We start from the raw sequence: 15,638 nt of genomic DNA on the forward strand, positions 1-15,638 counted from the left end.
CTAGAGGCAATATCCCCAGACCTGCTAACGCTATATAGATTATTCCTTTTTCTTCCCATCCTCATAAAGACTGGGAGCCAGCGTTTTTGTCACCATGGCTGTCAAGAAGCGAAAGGCTCCAGCTGCCAGACCAAAAATCGGCGCCAAAGCACGGAAGAAAAAATCCCCTCGCATAAAATAACAGAGCAGACCCGTTATCACAAATAAGGCCACTCCTTGCACTACAACCACTAATAATATTTTCTTCATCATTCCCTCGACTTTCTATAGACTATTATAGCATAAGCAGGGAAGGTTAGGGCAAAAACTATAACCCTTTGGAGAATAACAGGGCAGAATTGCTGATGAAAACTAGAGAAGTATCACTCGCTCTAAAAGAAATAACCACATTGTTATATCATCACATTAAATATAAAATTGGAAAAAGTATAGAGATTATTTACTTTTTTTCAATTCATTATAATAATCATTCGAGCGAATTTTTTCCTTTTCTGCAGCTTTTTTATTTTCCATTGGGATAGATTCCAAGCCATTATTTGCAGATATTAATTTTGCCATTTTTGAATCAGCTTTCTCAAATTCTGCTGCTACAGAATTTAAGTAGTTATTAAGATTCTCTACCGTAGTATGAATATCTGCTGAAGCCTCATCCAATAAAGTATTGCAATCTGCAAATAATTCTGTAGACGCATCATCAACCCACTCTGAAGCATCATTTGTACCTCACGACATTACTGCCGCATCTAACCGAACAGATGTTTCGTAAATTTGTGTCGTATTAATTTGTCTCTTTTTTCCTATTTGCGTTTATGCTTTCCTGTGCTTTTTTAGCTTCCGCTTTGGACCAATCAATGAATTCTTGGTAATTATTTAAAGGAGTTTCTTCATTCGTTTCATAATCCTTTGCGATTATATCTAGCTTATCCTGACCAACTGGCGCAAACCAATGGCGAAGATCTTCATAGTAATCCGCAGGAGAAACCAAGCCTCTACGATACAGAATTTCTGTAATTCTATTTTTCTTTAGACGTTTTACTAAGTCAGGAAATTCATGGCTAAAATTAATATCCTGACCAATCTCGTTCTCATTTTTATCATTAATATAACCTAGATCATTTAAGTCTGAAAATCCATTAAAATATAGAATATCATCAAGATTAGTTCTAGATAGGGAGGGGAAACTATTTTGTGCAAGAATTACCTCTTCCATCGCTTCACTAAGCTCTGTCAATTTCCCATTTTCCAGATTTAACAATAGTGTTTTTCTTTCTTTTATATTATTTTTTTTAGATACAAAAACTTCTATATAATCTATGTTATCATGATGAATACCGAACCCTATATTTTCCATAGAACCATCATCTATCAAGCTATACTCTGAAGTATACTTCTCTACAGTCTTTTTGAGGTCTATACGCTTTTCTTCAAAATTTTTCTTACGCAGATCATAGGTTAAAATTTCGAATGCTGTGAGCTTACTAGATAATCTTTTATATTCTTTAGAATATGTTTGATCATATGATACAAAAGAGGAAACTACATAATTTCTTGTAATTACTAAATCGTTAGATTGCCAATTTACATCTTTAGGACTAACTAAGACATAGCGCTCATCATCTATCAGAGTAATATCTTTCAGCGAAGAATCATATACAATCGTTTCCTTTCTAGACTCTTCCTTTGGCTTGGAAGGAGAAAAGAATTGTTTTTTTAGATAAACAAAGCTACAGAAAGCTACTAGTAAGACAGCTATCACTAAAATAATTTGTTTTCTTTTATTCATTTATTGTCCTCCTGAACCAACTAAACGATCAAACAGCTGATTATGTTGAATTCGGATATCCTCTCCTCTACGATAAGGTATATCAGCATCCCTTCCCTTGCATTAAGATTGATTCTTGATACTCTTGCCAATATTCCCCCTTATCTGGATAATTTTGTTCTAGAATAGGAAAATCATCTCGCACTTCATTCCAGGCGGATTTTGCTTTGAATCGCGCCGCATAGGAAACAAGGAAACGTCTGCCAGCTATTCGCCCTGGAGAGCCAAATTTAGGTTTTTTATCAAGAACACTTACTTGTTGATTGACTTCCTTTTTACTGTGCCAATCAACTGTGATCATTTTCCCATTTTCAATAAATTCATAATCCGTAATTTCTGTATCTACAATCCAATATTCATATTTAGATAAGTCTTGTTTTTCAAACTCTCGAATACCAAATACAAAAAGGCTACATACACCAATTAAAATTAGAAAGATAACACCAATTTTTTTGCTTTCAATTGCCCATTCTCCTATCATTAGACTAGTCGTCCATCTACCTTGTCCCATTATACCATATTGAATATTGAACATTGAGCGCCGATAGGAGGATATGGTCTGTCGCAAACAAAAAAGAGAAGATGGTCGTCTCCTCTAAATTCCCTCTCTTTATCACTCTGGCAATTCTACCTTAAAACTCATATTTGGGCTCTATAATTTCTGTAGTGGGTAAATCCTATCTTTCAAACTGTTTTTAAGACCTTTTTGAAAGAGAAAGATAAAATTATCAACGCACTGGAACTACCCTACTCAAATGCAAAAATGGAGGCTACCAACAACCTCATCAAAGTCATCAAGCGCAACGCTTTTGGCTTTCGGAACTTTGACAATTTTAAAACTAGAATCCTCCTCGCTTTGAACATCAAAAAGGAGAGAACCAATTTAGTTCTCTCCAGATTGTAACTTTTCAGCAACCCACTACAGTTGACAAAGAGCCTTTTTATTTGTGGGTTGCAAGACTTTCTGAGCAGCTGCAAGAAAAGCCAAGCCGTTATCAGATGGGGAATACTGAAATGTGATGTGGATGATTTTTTAGCAAAATTATCTCCATATCGCCCTATATACTGCTTACTTTCAAGGAAATAAATATAGTTGTTCAGTTTTTCTTGAAGAATTTCCAAATGGACTGCTTCCATCTCCTCCTGCCAATCCACTGTATTAACAAGAAGAAGTTCTAAATAATTATCAATTGTACCAATAGCGTCAAGTTCAATTGATTCTAGTTCTGAAGATATGGCTTTATATAACAACTCTTTAAATTCTTGATCGGAAAATAGCCGTTTCACTGACGACGGATTTACTAAAATACGAGTGGGTATTAATCTAAAACAATTTTGTCTAGCTACTTCCTTGATTTCCTTAGTCACCCACTCGCCAGTTGCCAAGAATAGTTCCACCTCATAAACGTCCTGTTCCGACCTTAGAGGCTTGTCTACTAATTCTTGACTGACTGGATAAAAACTTCTCTATCTTGAAGTCCTCCTGTCATCCAGGACGTTGTATAACAACCGTTTTCTTCATCCCTTTTATTTGGCTCATACTACCCTATTCTTACTCGACTTCGCATTAACAAGATCTATATGTAAATATACTTCTATTTTTTAAGATATTACGTTTCTCTTCACATTCTAACATTGAAAAAAGCTAACTGAAAGGGAATTTTTCTTAAAATCCTCCCTTTTTCAAGACCGCTTGCAAAGTATCAGGTGAAATTGGGTCCACCAGAACATACTTGGCATCCAGCATATAGATGCCCTCGGTCAATGACTCTAAGTACTGACGATAAGGAACTTCGGCTAGTTTTTCCCCATCGGCTGTCATGATAAATAGTCGTGGAACTGCAACCTTACTTCCTCTATACTGTTGCAAATATTGAGGTTCTAACTCTGGTTGAGCCGGTAAGATTGTTCGTCCTTCACTATTTAGATAGTTGACAGGAATGATGATATCCTCTCCATTTTGCTCTACTTTAAAAACTTGCTGCTCAGAGTAATAAGCATTCAGCTGTTGGGTAAAGCGCAAACGCTGGTCATAGCTATTCAAAAGTTGCTCGTCCGGAACATGGATAATCTGCCCTAGGTAGAGTTCATTGATGTAAATGGGACGTTTCACTCCCATAACTTCTACTATAGGATGGACTTTTACTTCCTTGGTCAATTCTGAAAGAGCAGATAAGAAAATATCCGTGAAATGAAATTCTAGAATAGAATCTTTATCATACGCCACACCATCATGTTCGCAGACATTTACATCTAAGAGAATGAGCAAGGTTTTCAAGAACATCAAGGCCCCAGTCCAGTCAGAAGCTGTCGCCAAATCTGGAACAGCTACCTGATAAACTTGACCATCAAAAGATAGACGGAACCCTAAACTAGACTTCTCTTTGACCCCAAACTGAACAGAATGGAAATCCGAAATAAGAGAGTCTGCAGATGGCTTTAATCCTGCATCCTTAGCGGAAACGCTGTAACATTCAAAGAGTTCTGCTTGAAGCACCTCACCAATTCTTAGTGATTGGTTGCTTTTTATTGTAAAATTAACTGATTTCATATTTTTCTCCTTCTGTCTACTGGTAGATTTTTTCTGCGACGTAGAATCGTTACTTCGCTGACAGGGATTTTTCCTGATGCATACATGGTCTGGCCATATTTCTCATCCAATAATTCCGCATCATCAGCTAAATTGTTTTCAATTAGAAATTCTTTATCAAAAACCAGGAGTCGCACATAAGAATCGGGTGCTGTAAAATCATCATCCCCATGCTTGTGACCAGCAATTGTAAATTCATGTTCTTTATACAAAACACGATCATAAACCGAATACCTCTGACTAACTTCACTATAAGGCACAAGCTTCCCGTATAGACCTTCTTCTTCACCATCTACATAGGAACTATAGGGGAAATAGCCTTCTTTCAACATTGCCGGATCTTCTGAAAGAAGGATATAGTCATTTATATAATTCACAAAATTAGAGTATACTTTATTTTGGTAAACTAAAAATTCTTTACGCATACTAACCCTCCACATATTCCATTATACCGTCTTTATTAACCCTACCAACCAAGACTTCCTCTCCTCCAACATTTAGATACAATTTAGAGCCTTCCTTGAGTCTACTTCTATCTGAATGAAGATATTCTGGAACCAAAAACTCGTCTGAATCTGATTTTATGAAGCCATTTCCACTAGCAGGGTCTATTACTTTCTCAGGCTCACCTGTAGATCGATTCTTTATAATATTACCATCGGTATCAATTAAATTCCCTTCCATATCCCCATATGGAATTTGAATATAGCCCGTCTCATCAGTAGTGTACTCTAAGCGAAGGTATGCATCTGTTTTTAGTTTCAAATTACCATTCTGATCACGTACTGCAACCCTATTGCCATTTGCATCAATCATAGTTTCAACAAATGGAGAATTTTCATAATCAAGGCGCAAACCTTCTACAGCTTCTCTGATATTAGTAATATTTTTCACATCCGAACGTCTGGCTACATAGCCACCTGCTGTTGCTTTTTCCTTCCTATTGAATAGCCAAACCTCAGCTTCAATAGGCATAATCTTTTGCATGACCGTTGATTTCTTTGGATACGGAATTGCATTACGAATATCAATCATCATGTCATATTCAGACTGTGTCATTTTGGTCACATGCGTATTCCTTAGTCGATTAAACTCATCCCAAGAAACACCATACTCTTTTAGTTTTTGGTCAATGATTTCTCGAATTGTTGGTTGACTTGGTGATGGATTCGCTGTCCCCTTCACCTTCGGCACATCCACATCACCTGGCTTGACTTTTCCAACTGCAGCTGCAGTTGCTGCATTAGATACTGTCTTGGAAGATAGATTCATATCCGTATGGGATTTGACAGTAGGTAAGTCGATATCAGCTGTTTTGTTAGTTGGTACATTAACTGTAGATTTAGTGGACAGATTCAAATCAGCTGTATGCTTCACTTTAGCAAGTTCTGCGTCAGCTACTCCTGAAGTAGGTACATCTACATGGGATTTAGCAGAAGCAGGTACGTCTACGTGGTTCTGAGTCTTTGGAATTGATAGATCTGAGCCAGTCTTCAGAGTCAGATTATTAGATTTGCTACTGCTTAGATCTGCTACATCATTATCAAGATTGTTTTTCAAAGAAACATCATCTGCTGATCTAATAGATGATTTTCTAATACTCTTAACTGCTGCTCCAGCACTCTTAAATAAAGCATACTGTGCAACTGAGCCAATGGCTTCGCTTTGATCTTTAGTCACTACATCGTACATGACATGAGCCGCATCAGCTGCTTCATCCGATTTGCTAGCCACATTAGCCACTGCAGCTAGTTTAGTCATCTTCCTACCCTCAAAGATTCTACCTAATTTCCCCATACCAGCACCGCTTACAGTAGCAACAGTCTCTATCATTGCCCATTTCTGCTCCTCCGAAGTAAGATGTGTTCCTGAAATCATCGTTTTTCCTGTCACAGCAGAGTATGCCCCATCTGCAATGATATAAGTAGCTGCAGCTGCTCCCCATCCCCCAGTTCCAACTATCGCAACAATGGCTGCTGCCCATTTAAAACCAGTCTCTACATAGCCAAGCCATTCTTTGTTATTCTCCTGCCAATTCGTTGCCTTTAATCGGTTGTAATCTGGAATCTGTGAAGGAAAGTATAGCTCTACCAACTCCTCAACATTTTTACCTTTAATGGCCTTTATCTCTTCATCAGTCATTTGATCCTGATGTTTTATGCGCTCTTTTACAAAACTCACTTTCCCATTATAAACCTCTCTAGCTGCCTTAATTGGACTTGTCTTGTAATTTAAGAGCTGTGATAAAGTATAATGTTCCTCGTAAGTTGAGCCTCCTGCCCCAGGACCTTCATAAGCTTTAGTATAGGACATCTTTTGGGTCTTATACTGCTTATTTTGGCCATTAACATCATTCAAATTATTAAATGTTTCATCCATCCCTAGCGTAAATTTGCTATCAATAGTTTCCATGATATCTTTATGGGCCTTTTGGGCAGAGGTCTGCATGTCAACACTACGATTGGATGATTTTTCAAAGGTTGAGTAACTTTTTTCAAGTCCCAATTCAGCAGTACCTATTTGTACATAAAGATGATCCACTTGTTCGTCTTTAATAATCTTAGTCGCTTCTATAATATCCGTTAAAAATTCACTCATCTCATGATTAAAAGTCGCAACGGGAAGTGAACGCTCAAAATGCTCTCGATTAGAATAATACTCTGTCACTACTACTTACCTCCCTTGCTGTTCTGACTAAATGAGCTACCTGTTGCTGGTGTGGAAAAGTGATTCTGTCCAATCGGATTTGTCCCAAATGTATTCGAGAATCGTACATTGCCATTACTATCCACTGTGGCATAGCTATTATTGATACCAAGATCGAGATTTGAATTACCACCAGAAGTAAGCCCATTATTATCAGCTTTGGAAGGCCCATAAACTTTCTTTTCTACAATAGCCTCTCTGCTCTTTTTAGCTTGCCCAGCCAAATAGTTAACGGCATCTTCTGGCTGTTCTCGCATATACTGTTTATATTCTTCACTTGTTTTTGAACTGTTTAACAATTGATTAGCGACATAAACCGCCATTGCGCGATCCACATCAATCATCCCTTCTAAGGTATTTTGAATATGTCTTGAAAAGACCTCGGATAACGTTTGAAATTCTTTGGCTTTTCTATCAAAATTACCTAATCCAACATTAGTCTTATTAGATACTACTAATTCATGAAAAGAACCTTGAGAAGACAAGTTTGGGAGGGTCCCAGTTACGGCGGTAATCTTTGCAACAATTTCTTGAGTCATATCTGTAATATGAGCAGCCCGACCAACAATATCTTCAAGCTCTGTGGTTTCAACTCCTATTTTTTCCACCATCTTAAACCTCTACTTTCATTCTTCTAAGAATAAGATGCTTCAGTTCGTCACTATCAATAGATCGTTGAACTTCCCGATTCAAATCATATTCATAGATACTATTGTTTTTCTCATAATATACAACATTCTGTGTATAACGTCCCAATTCCTCTACTGCTATTCGTAAGGCTTCTGTTTGTCCGTGATTAACTAGCAGGCTAAATAAAGGTTCTATCTCAAAATCAGAGTGTATGTAATCTTTTATTCTGTCATCAAGATGGTGCAGCAATTCATGTTTGCGCATAATAGCTCCGAGTAAAAGAAAACTAGGTAACCGATAAATACTATAAAAGCCTTCGTCATCTTTTAATAAAACAACTGTCATTCTTTTGAATTTATCAACTGATGGTGCGCAAAAATAACTCTGATCAATTTGATAATGATAAGATGATTCATGATATTCCTTTAAAAAGTAACCATACTCAACACATTCTTCCGTCGGTTTATCATCTTCGATGAGCCCCACCGCTTTTAGATCTTCATACCCTTTTTCAATTATACGAATTAGAGCCTCTTTTCGACTTTCATTTTTTAGAACAGGTAAAGGAATAAATGACAAATCACCTGAAAAATCATTAAATAGCTGTAGTAGATACAAAGATTCTAGAGTTAATTTCATCCCTATCCCCCCTATGCATTCTTAATTTCTTGTATGACATGAGACTGATCAATATTATGTAACAAAGTTTGCAGTTTAGAGACGGTAGAATATAATTCTTTAATACTCTTACCATAACCCGTTCCATAATCTTTCATAAATCTTTTCAACTCAAGATATTGATCTTTGGTTTTGCCATGCCAATTGTGTTCTTGCTGCTCAATTTTGGCAATTTCACTCTTTACCTCACCTAACAAGCTACTAATAGCTTTCAAATCAGTAAGAATTTTTTGAATATCACTATCATTATACTTAATAATATCAGCAGTATAGCTACCATCTTTTTTATTAATATTTGTATCCATAATTCCTCTCTTAAATCCACTCAAAAGGAAGTAGCAAGCCCTCATTATAAGCTGCACGATCCTTTTCAATTGAACTTTCTAGACTAGTAATCTTTTGCTCTAACAGAGTATAGAGGTTCATAAACGCAGCGTTAGAATCTTTGGCAAAATTCTTATATTCCTCTAAAACTTTGACATCTTCTGATAATTTAGTCTTAAATTCTCCTAAATAATGGTAACCTGCTTCACTATCTACATACTCAATTGCCTCCTTACAATGCTTAATATAAGTTTCTAATTGTTCCAAGCTTCTTTTTGTAGATAATCTATTATTTGCAATGCCATTTTTTGCGCGCTCATATCTTGCTTTCTTTGCTTTGTTAGCTATTACTCTCGCCTTTAGTGCTGGATCTTTTCCCATTTCTACTCCCCACTTTCATTTTGTCCGACCGACGAAGCATCTGATTGGTTGTCTTCTTGACTGTCGCCTGTGCTCGCTGAACTATCTGATTTTGGAAAATCCAAACTATACTCAGTTTCTGTACTAATCGCTGGGAGATCAACATCTATTATTTCCTGATTTTGAGCAGGATGATAATAAGCGAAAAAGGCCCAAACCATATAAACAAGAATAGCTGGATATACAATCAAATGTCTTCCCCAAAAATCCCCAGAAGCTTCAGCTCCTCTTGTAGACATTCCTTTCAATTCTGGATATTGAGCCTCGTATTGTTTCTTTTTTGTCCAATACGGCCTTGATATAACAATACCTGCAAACACAACTAAGCCAATTGAAACATTTTCAAAGATTAGATTCCTAGATCTTGAATAGACCAAAATAAAGGATAGAATAGCTCCTGTAACGGCCGTTAGCAAGAATATAATGCGGCTATAAATAGCTTCTTTTTTTACTCTAAGATATTCTTTGATAAGTAAGTCTTTTTCTTTCATGATAATCCTTTCGTTTACCGTGTAATTTTAAGCTGTATCTGGGAACCTTGGTATTGCAGGTAGACTTGGTCAGCTGGTAGATTTTCTTCTTTTCCAGTTTGAGACCTTGTATAAATGGTCTGATCTGACATTCTCATAGCTATAACAGCTGTATCAATGTGCGTTCTCATATATTTCGGAATATCTGTATAACTTGTTATAAAAGTTTTATGAGAAACAAATATAAAATGAAGTCCTACTCGTTGTCCTTCTTCCATTAGTAACGCTAGTTCATTTGGTTCTAGACTACTTTGAGCCACAAATTGATTCATTTCTGTGATAAGAATATAGTGATCAAATACTTTACGGCATTTTCTAGCTAAAATAATCTGTTCTTTCAGTTCATCCAATACTGTCCGAATATTTGTTTCATATCCTGCAAAATAACGAACCTCATCCGAATATTGACTGTAGTCGTCAACGGGATCAAAAATCGTAATTTTATCCTTAGAAACACTATGAATCAAAATATTAATCATATGATTGGTAACAGAATTTATTGATATTTCTTTATCTGATAATACCAATATATGTCTCAACTTGTTCACAGGCAGACCAACTGTTTTCACTTCTTCTAATTCCACACCAATTGGTAGCTCGTCATTTTCAATTGCTTCCTTAGTGGTCGGTAGATTCATAAATCCATCAATCGTCAACTCCTCTGGTACCATCGGAATGGCGCTTGGTCGTTGTCCAGTCCAATATTCTTGAAGAGAAACGACTTCCTGACGAAGATTATTGAGGACTTGTGCATCATTGACACCCGCTACTGGCAGAGCCAGCTGGATGACATCAACTTCCTCACGCTTCATGAGTGCCCGACCCTTGATGTCTTCCATGGTCATAGCTAATGGCGTAGATCCCACAATAGAGCGAACTTCGCTCACATCATTCTGTGGCAGGCTCAGCTGGTGCTTGAAGTTCGAGTAGAGTTGAGCGCGAAGGTTAGACTGACGGCCCGCTGTCATCAAGACATGAACCCCGACGCTAAGACCTTCACGGGAGATTCTCACTAAGAGCTTGAAGACCTCTGCCTCATAGGCCTCTTCCTTGATTGCCTCATAGCTATCTAAGAGAATAACAATAGAAGGCTCTTCCTGACCGCTAGCCTGACGGTAGAGCTCCAAGGTCCCAACGCCACAGTCCGATAGGAGTTTCTTACGGCGGTTGAGCTCTCGCTCCATAATCCGCACAAACTTAGAAATCTTCTCTGCTTGATCTAAAAGCATGGTATCTGCCACCTGCGGAAGCTTGGACAAGGGCGCCAAACCATTGGTCCCAAAGTCCATCAAGTACATAGTAAGATCCTTGGGACTGTGCTTTCTCGCCAAATCCATACCGGCAGTCTGAAGGAAGGTTGTCTTCCCTGTACCTGGACTTCCGTAAAGAAGGACATGCCCATCCTTAGAGAGGTTGATAGAGACCGCTTCTTGCTTCTGTGCCTGTGGGATATCTGCCATTCCCAATAGGAAGGAAAGAGACTTCTCTTGCTTCCAAGCCTCTACTGGCTGCACGGCTTCCAAGTCCTCTAGTGTGATTCGCTCTTTCAACGGTGGCAACCAAGGTTGTGGTACTGGCGGGATATTCTGCTCTTCACACAGGAGCTGGATATTTTGCACAATCGCATCCAGCTCTGTCGGAACTTCCTTGATCTCATCCGCCTCTTCTAAGCCCGATAGGTCTTCATTCAAGATTTCATATTGGCCCAATTCATTGATTAAATAAATTGTATGGTCCTCAATGCCCATATCATCCTTGTCCGGCTGATAGTCTGCGCCTGACCAGGCTGACTGGAAGAGTTCATAGACTTCATTGTTGCCGACTTGCAGATAAGCTCGTCCTGTCTGGGTGATCTCGGCCGCATCTGGCGTATGAAGCATTTCCATAGAGTCGCCTCGATCGGCTACCTTAAGCGCCAACTTAAAGCGGGAATTGGACCAGATCTGGTCATCTACGACCCCAGACGGCTTCTGAGTGGCTAGGATCAAGTGGACCCCGAGGGAACGCCCGACCCGAGCGATAGACACCAGCTCCTTGATAAAGTCGGGCTGGTTGACCTTAAGCTCTGCAAACTCATCCGAGATGAGAAAGAGGTGAGGTAAGGGCTCGGTCGCTTCCCCATTCCTAAATTTCTTCTGGTATTGATTGATGTGATTAACTTCAAACTCTCCAAAGAGCCTTTCCCGGCGATGGATCTCCGCATTGATCGAAGCCAGGGCCCGCATGGATTGGGCTCCATCCAAGTTGGTAATAGTTCCCAAGAGGTGGGGTAGGTTTTTAAAGAGATTGGCCATTCCCCCACCCTTGTAGTCGATCAACAAGAAGGCTACATCATGAGGGTGAAAGTTGACGGCAAGGGACAGGATATAGGATTGGATCGTTTCGGACTTCCCTGAACCCGTCGTACCTGCGATCAAACCATGTGGCCCATGGGCCTTTTCATGGAGGTTGAGCTGAACCAGGTCATCCTTGCCACGTAGACCGATTGGAACAGCCAAGCTCTTATAAGGGGCATTCTTTTTCCAACGACTCGATACCTGCAAGTCCTCAAAAGTCTCTGCCCCATACATTTCCATAAAGGTCACAGAATCTGGGATCGAACTCTTGAGGTTTTGGAGGTGATTGAGCGGTGCCAAGGTACGAGCAATCCGCTCCTTGTCATAATCTGCTGGGAAATGATCCAAAAGGAAGTCCGTCTCTTTCAAGACCCCTTCTTCCATGACCAGTTGGCCCGTATTACGGTCCTTGATGTTGATCACTGTCTGGATATTCTCAGACAAGGAACTCATCACATCCTCCACAAAGACCAGCGAACAGCCTAATTCTGTTGGGTCTTCGGTAAAGAACTCCATAATCACGTGGTCCAAAATCAGTTTTTCATCGGTCACTAAAACCACGTAATGGGGATGGAAAAGCGTGCTCTCCTTATGGGAGGCTTCCTCTTTTTGGGTACGGCGCAGTTTTAAGATTTGGTTCAAACTGTTTAAAACTTGGTCCCGTGTCCGTTGGTTGTAGACAAAACCACGGACATTCAGCTCTTGTAGCTTGGCATGCGGAAGCCACCGCATCCAAGACCATTGGTCTCTCTCCTCTTCAGGCAAGATGGTAATAAACTGCACATCGTGATAAGAGTGGAAAGTCGCTAACTGCATGACCAAAAGCTGGAGCTGTTCTAAGACGAGATTTCTAGGTCCGACATAACCCACTGGTCCATGGCTGAGATTCGCTGGAATAGGCATATCTGGAATCTTTTTATGACGGCTATAAAGTGCATAGCCCTCTTCTTCTAACGCATCCTTCTTCCCGCTTCGCTCCTGTTGGCCATAACTCAACTCATAGCTGGTAGGAAGTTTTCCTAACCCCAAGCGATAGTATAGGAAGTCAAAATGCAAAGGAGTCTTTTCGTAAATCCGATGGTTGTAGCTCTCAACCAAATCCGTCAATTCCAGAACCGTCGGAAAATGGTAATGCATCCCTTCTTTTTGTTCCCGCTCTAGACGGGTCAATTCCATGGCCTTATCTCTCAGATAAAGATGATATAGGTCAACCCGCTCCTTCTTATCCGCCTTATACTTCTTACGGTTTTTGATAAAACCACGGATTGAAAAAATCAAGCTGACAGCTGACATCCCGACCGTAGCGAGGATATAGATGCCTCGCGGTTGGACAAGGGTAATGAGGACAGTGACCCCAATCATCATAAGGGGAGGAATGATTAATTTTAAGAGTTCATCACTGGGCTTACTTGGTTCCTGTCCTGGAGGATTGATCAAGATTTTATCCTCACTCCCACGATAGATGATACGTGGTGAACGGTGATAATCTGGATAATCCTCATAAAAGCCATAACGAGAGGGCTCTCTTAGAGGCAATTGGTCTCCAACCTGAGCGGGTCCTTGAATCCAAACTTCATCTGGATAGAGTTTAATTGTCACTCCCCCAATACTCAGCTCATCTCCAAAGCGAAGCAGTTGCTGGTCCTCTACCTCCAAACAATTGTTTCGATAGAAGGTGCCCTTTAGCCGTGTCAACCTCCATTGCTTCTGAGATTTTTGGAGTAAGAGTTCAATCGCTTCGTCTACTGTGATCAGTGCATCTTTCTGTGAAGCGATCTGAAACTCGGATAAGTCCAATAGATCATAAATTCGTGTCTCTCCCTCGCGAAGGTAAAAGACGACTTCCCCCAGAGTTAGTCCGTCCTTCAAAAGGCCCGTTTCTTCCCCATACTGATAAAAAATATCCTCCCCATCAATCTTAAGTTGAATGGGAACAGTCTGTTGAGGGAGATGAACCTGCGCCTTTTCAGTTGCACCGATCAGGAATGTTTTATCTCCCTCCACTTCTAATTCATAGCGTAGGCCTTTTGTATAGAAAATTACTTGTTTTGTCATGTTTTCTTACTCCTTGGCCTATTTTATTTGCTCGAGGACGCACTAGATTTCGTCTCAGTTGAAGATTTGTTATCAGAGGCTTCATCTTGCTGACTGGATGCACTAGAGCTAGACTCACTTGCTAAAAGCTCACTTCGACTATCCCAATATTTCTTGTACTCGTTTTCCAAGGAATCCAGTTTAGCTTCACGGTCTTTACCTGACAACTTATCATCCTCACGAACTTGCTTGATTTCTTGGTTCAAAGCATAAAGAATCAAATCGCTATCATTAACACGCTTCGCAGTATCTAGAGCATCCTCAAACTTATTGCGACCAATTTGAATCCAATAAATCAGATAAAGCTCATCTGACTTAAGAGTCACATTATTAAGAATAACCTTCTTTTGATCGGAAGAAAACTCCAATCCTTGAATATAAGAGTAGGCTAATTCATACTTTTGAGTATTTGGCAGGCTAGAGGGGGTAATCCCTTCTAACTCTGTGATTACCCCACTATAGTCAACTTTGATGAAAGCAGTATCTGCCTGCAAAAGTTTTTCTTTAAAAGGATTTTGTAGGAAAATCAGATAGACTAGAGGAATGAAGAGCAGAATGATTCCTGCTGTCAACCAGATCGTTGCTAATTTAAAAACTCGGTGGCGCCTGCTTGGCACCAAAACTAAATTTGCCTTTTCCTGAGCCACTTTCTCCAAATAATATTTTTCTAAGACAGCCATCGCATCTGATATGGTCGTTGTCTGGCGTAGCTCGTTAAGAAAGTCTGGTAGAGTTTCTAATTCTAGCGATCCATTGTAGAGATCCATAAAGTCTAAGTCGCTAAAAAGTGTCACTGTAAAACATTTAGCCTGACGTAAAAAGTCCTCTGCTGATAAAGACTGGGGAGTCATGATCCCTGGTACACCTCTATAAGCGATTTTAGCTTGAGCATTCTTAGTGATAAAGAGATTATCTGGATGGAGCAGAAAAGTCACTGGTAGATCTAAGGCTGACTCTAGAGAAAAAACATTCAGCGCTAAACGAAGCCGCTCTGAAATCGTACGAGTCTTGAGTTCTCCATAGCTAAGTCCGTGGGGCTCTAATTCATATGTAAACGTCACACTATCCTCATCTGCCCCCATGGTCTGTTCCAAAAAGAACGGATGATGCAAATCCAAAAGCAGGAGCTCCCGCAAATCCTGACTGGCTACATCAGATCTCTTCAGTTTCAGCTGCCAGCTTGTTTCATTTTTTTCATAGATAAATGGCTGTTCGCCAAATACAAATCTTTCTTCAGTCACCTAGTATCTCCTCTATCTCTACTAAATCTCCTGTCGTCATAGGATAATCCGACAGATACTTACCCTCATCAATTAGTAAACCTTTATTGACAATCCGTAGCTGGTACTTTTTCCGCTTTATATCTGGATTGAAAATATTATCAATTTCTCGAATCAGCCTGCGTACTTCAATCTGCTGGGGAATTCTGATATCTACATCCCTATTTCTTAAGCGTAGAGTAATATTGATATGTTGTTCCATTTCTCACGTCTCTCCTATTTGATATG

General features: G+C 39.5%; 15 protein-coding genes and 2 pseudogenes. 1 reads left to right on the plus strand and 16 read right to left on the minus strand.

Annotated elements, in window-relative coordinates; all coding sequences use genetic code 11:
* Positions 1-39 precede the first annotated feature (39 nt).
* From D8797_RS02385 to D8797_RS02400, 4 genes are all read right to left on the minus strand, one after another.
* Positions 40-252: a hypothetical protein gene (locus tag D8797_RS02385; RefSeq protein ID WP_005591462.1), complete on the minus strand. Its 213-nt coding sequence runs from the start codon at positions 250-252 to the stop codon at positions 40-42.
* Positions 253-435: 183 nt separating this feature from the next.
* The gene (locus D8797_RS02390) at positions 436-654 is read right to left on the minus strand and encodes a hypothetical protein (RefSeq protein ID WP_125379111.1); all 219 of its coding nucleotides are present in this window, start codon (positions 652-654) and stop codon (positions 436-438) included.
* A 124-nt stretch (positions 655-778) separates the two neighbouring features.
* On the minus strand, positions 779-1,783 hold the full coding sequence (locus D8797_RS02395) for a hypothetical protein (protein WP_125379112.1): 1,005 nt from the start codon (positions 1,781-1,783) through the stop codon (positions 779-781).
* Between the two features lie 82 nt (positions 1,784-1,865).
* Complete coding sequence (locus D8797_RS02400; protein ID WP_260471192.1) at positions 1,866-2,303, minus strand: hypothetical protein; 438 nt, start codon at positions 2,301-2,303, stop codon at positions 1,866-1,868.
* A gap of 189 nt (positions 2,304-2,492) precedes the next feature.
* Between D8797_RS02400 and D8797_RS02405 the strand changes: the two are divergent.
* Positions 2,493-2,726, plus strand: a pseudogene (locus D8797_RS02405) (transposase); the annotation flags it as partial.
* 15 nt (positions 2,727-2,741) lie between these two features.
* On the opposite strand, the pseudogene D8797_RS10520 reads toward D8797_RS02405, so the two are convergent.
* The 12 genes and pseudogenes from D8797_RS10520 to D8797_RS02465 all read right to left on the minus strand — a co-directional run bounded on the left by D8797_RS10520 (position 2,742) and on the right by D8797_RS02465 (position 15,612).
* Positions 2,742-3,312: pseudogene (locus tag D8797_RS10520) on the minus strand (DUF6572 domain-containing protein).
* A gap of 176 nt (positions 3,313-3,488) precedes the next feature.
* Positions 3,489-4,373, minus strand: coding sequence for a DUF4299 family protein (locus tag D8797_RS02415; RefSeq protein ID WP_125379113.1), 885 nt, complete (start codon positions 4,371-4,373; stop codon positions 3,489-3,491).
* Complete coding sequence (locus D8797_RS02420) at positions 4,370-4,837, minus strand: UCP033725 family protein (protein WP_125379114.1); 468 nt, start codon at positions 4,835-4,837, stop codon at positions 4,370-4,372. The genes D8797_RS02415 and D8797_RS02420 overlap by 4 nt, the downstream gene beginning before the upstream one ends.
* A 1-nt stretch (position 4,838) precedes the next feature.
* Positions 4,839-7,079 carry a hypothetical protein gene (locus D8797_RS02425; protein ID WP_125379115.1) on the minus strand — a complete coding sequence of 747 codons (2,241 nt, stop codon included), beginning with the start codon at positions 7,077-7,079 and terminating at the stop codon, positions 4,839-4,841.
* 2 nt (positions 7,080-7,081) lie between these two features.
* A complete protein-coding gene (locus D8797_RS02430) occupies positions 7,082-7,729 on the minus strand; it encodes a hypothetical protein (RefSeq protein WP_125379116.1) in 648 nt (215 codons plus the stop codon).
* A 1-nt stretch (position 7,730) separates the two neighbouring features.
* A complete protein-coding gene (locus D8797_RS02435) occupies positions 7,731-8,387 on the minus strand; it encodes a hypothetical protein (RefSeq protein WP_125379117.1) in 657 nt (218 codons plus the stop codon).
* Between the two features lie 11 nt (positions 8,388-8,398).
* Entirely contained in the window at positions 8,399-8,731 is a 333-nt protein-coding gene (locus tag D8797_RS02440; RefSeq protein ID WP_125379118.1) for a hypothetical protein, read from the minus strand.
* A gap of 10 nt (positions 8,732-8,741) precedes the next feature.
* Positions 8,742-9,131, minus strand: a complete 390-nt coding sequence (locus D8797_RS02445; RefSeq protein ID WP_125379119.1) for a hypothetical protein — start codon at positions 9,129-9,131, stop codon at positions 8,742-8,744.
* 2 nt (positions 9,132-9,133) lie between these two features.
* The gene (locus D8797_RS02450; RefSeq protein WP_125379120.1) at positions 9,134-9,661 is read right to left on the minus strand and encodes an MFS transporter; all 528 of its coding nucleotides are present in this window, start codon (positions 9,659-9,661) and stop codon (positions 9,134-9,136) included.
* Positions 9,662-9,675: 14 nt separating this feature from the next.
* The gene (gene essC, locus D8797_RS02455) at positions 9,676-14,091 is read right to left on the minus strand and encodes a type VII secretion protein EssC (RefSeq protein ID WP_125379121.1); all 4,416 of its coding nucleotides are present in this window, start codon (positions 14,089-14,091) and stop codon (positions 9,676-9,678) included.
* A gap of 23 nt (positions 14,092-14,114) precedes the next feature.
* Positions 14,115-15,371, minus strand: coding sequence for a type VII secretion protein EssB (gene essB, locus D8797_RS02460; protein ID WP_125379122.1), 1,257 nt, complete (start codon positions 15,369-15,371; stop codon positions 14,115-14,117).
* Positions 15,364-15,612 (minus strand): EsaB/YukD family protein, encoded by a 249-nt coding sequence (locus tag D8797_RS02465; RefSeq protein ID WP_125379123.1) that lies wholly within the window; start codon positions 15,610-15,612, stop codon positions 15,364-15,366. The genes essB and D8797_RS02465 overlap by 8 nt, the downstream gene beginning before the upstream one ends.
* Positions 15,613-15,638: the final 26 nt, after the last annotated feature.

Source organism: Streptococcus cristatus (genome assembly GCF_003944225.1).
GTDB classification, from domain to species: Bacteria; Bacillota; Bacilli; order Lactobacillales; family Streptococcaceae; genus Streptococcus; species Streptococcus cristatus_K.

Coding starts and splice junctions, on each gene's coding strand:
- D8797_RS02420 (WP_125379114.1), bottom strand. CDS start 4,837: ATGCGTAAAGAATTTTTAGTTTACCAAAATAAAGTATACTCTAATTTT.
- D8797_RS02395 (WP_125379112.1), bottom strand. CDS start 1,783: ATGAATAAAAGAAAACAAATTATTTTAGTGATAGCTGTCTTACTAGTA.
- D8797_RS02435 (WP_125379117.1), bottom strand. CDS start 8,387: ATGAAATTAACTCTAGAATCTTTGTATCTACTACAGCTATTTAATGAT.
- D8797_RS02440 (WP_125379118.1), bottom strand. CDS start 8,731: ATGGATACAAATATTAATAAAAAAGATGGTAGCTATACTGCTGATATT.
- essC (WP_125379121.1), bottom strand. CDS start 14,091: ATGACAAAACAAGTAATTTTCTATACAAAAGGCCTACGCTATGAATTA.
- D8797_RS02450 (WP_125379120.1), bottom strand. CDS start 9,661: ATGAAAGAAAAAGACTTACTTATCAAAGAATATCTTAGAGTAAAAAAA.
- D8797_RS02385 (WP_005591462.1), bottom strand. CDS start 252: ATGATGAAGAAAATATTATTAGTGGTTGTAGTGCAAGGAGTGGCCTTA.
- D8797_RS02430 (WP_125379116.1), bottom strand. CDS start 7,729: ATGGTGGAAAAAATAGGAGTTGAAACCACAGAGCTTGAAGATATTGTT.
- D8797_RS02465 (WP_125379123.1), bottom strand. CDS start 15,612: ATGGAACAACATATCAATATTACTCTACGCTTAAGAAATAGGGATGTA.
- D8797_RS02445 (WP_125379119.1), bottom strand. CDS start 9,131: ATGGGAAAAGATCCAGCACTAAAGGCGAGAGTAATAGCTAACAAAGCA.
- D8797_RS02400 (WP_260471192.1), bottom strand. CDS start 2,303: ATGATAGGAGAATGGGCAATTGAAAGCAAAAAAATTGGTGTTATCTTT.
- D8797_RS02415 (WP_125379113.1), bottom strand. CDS start 4,373: ATGAAATCAGTTAATTTTACAATAAAAAGCAACCAATCACTAAGAATT.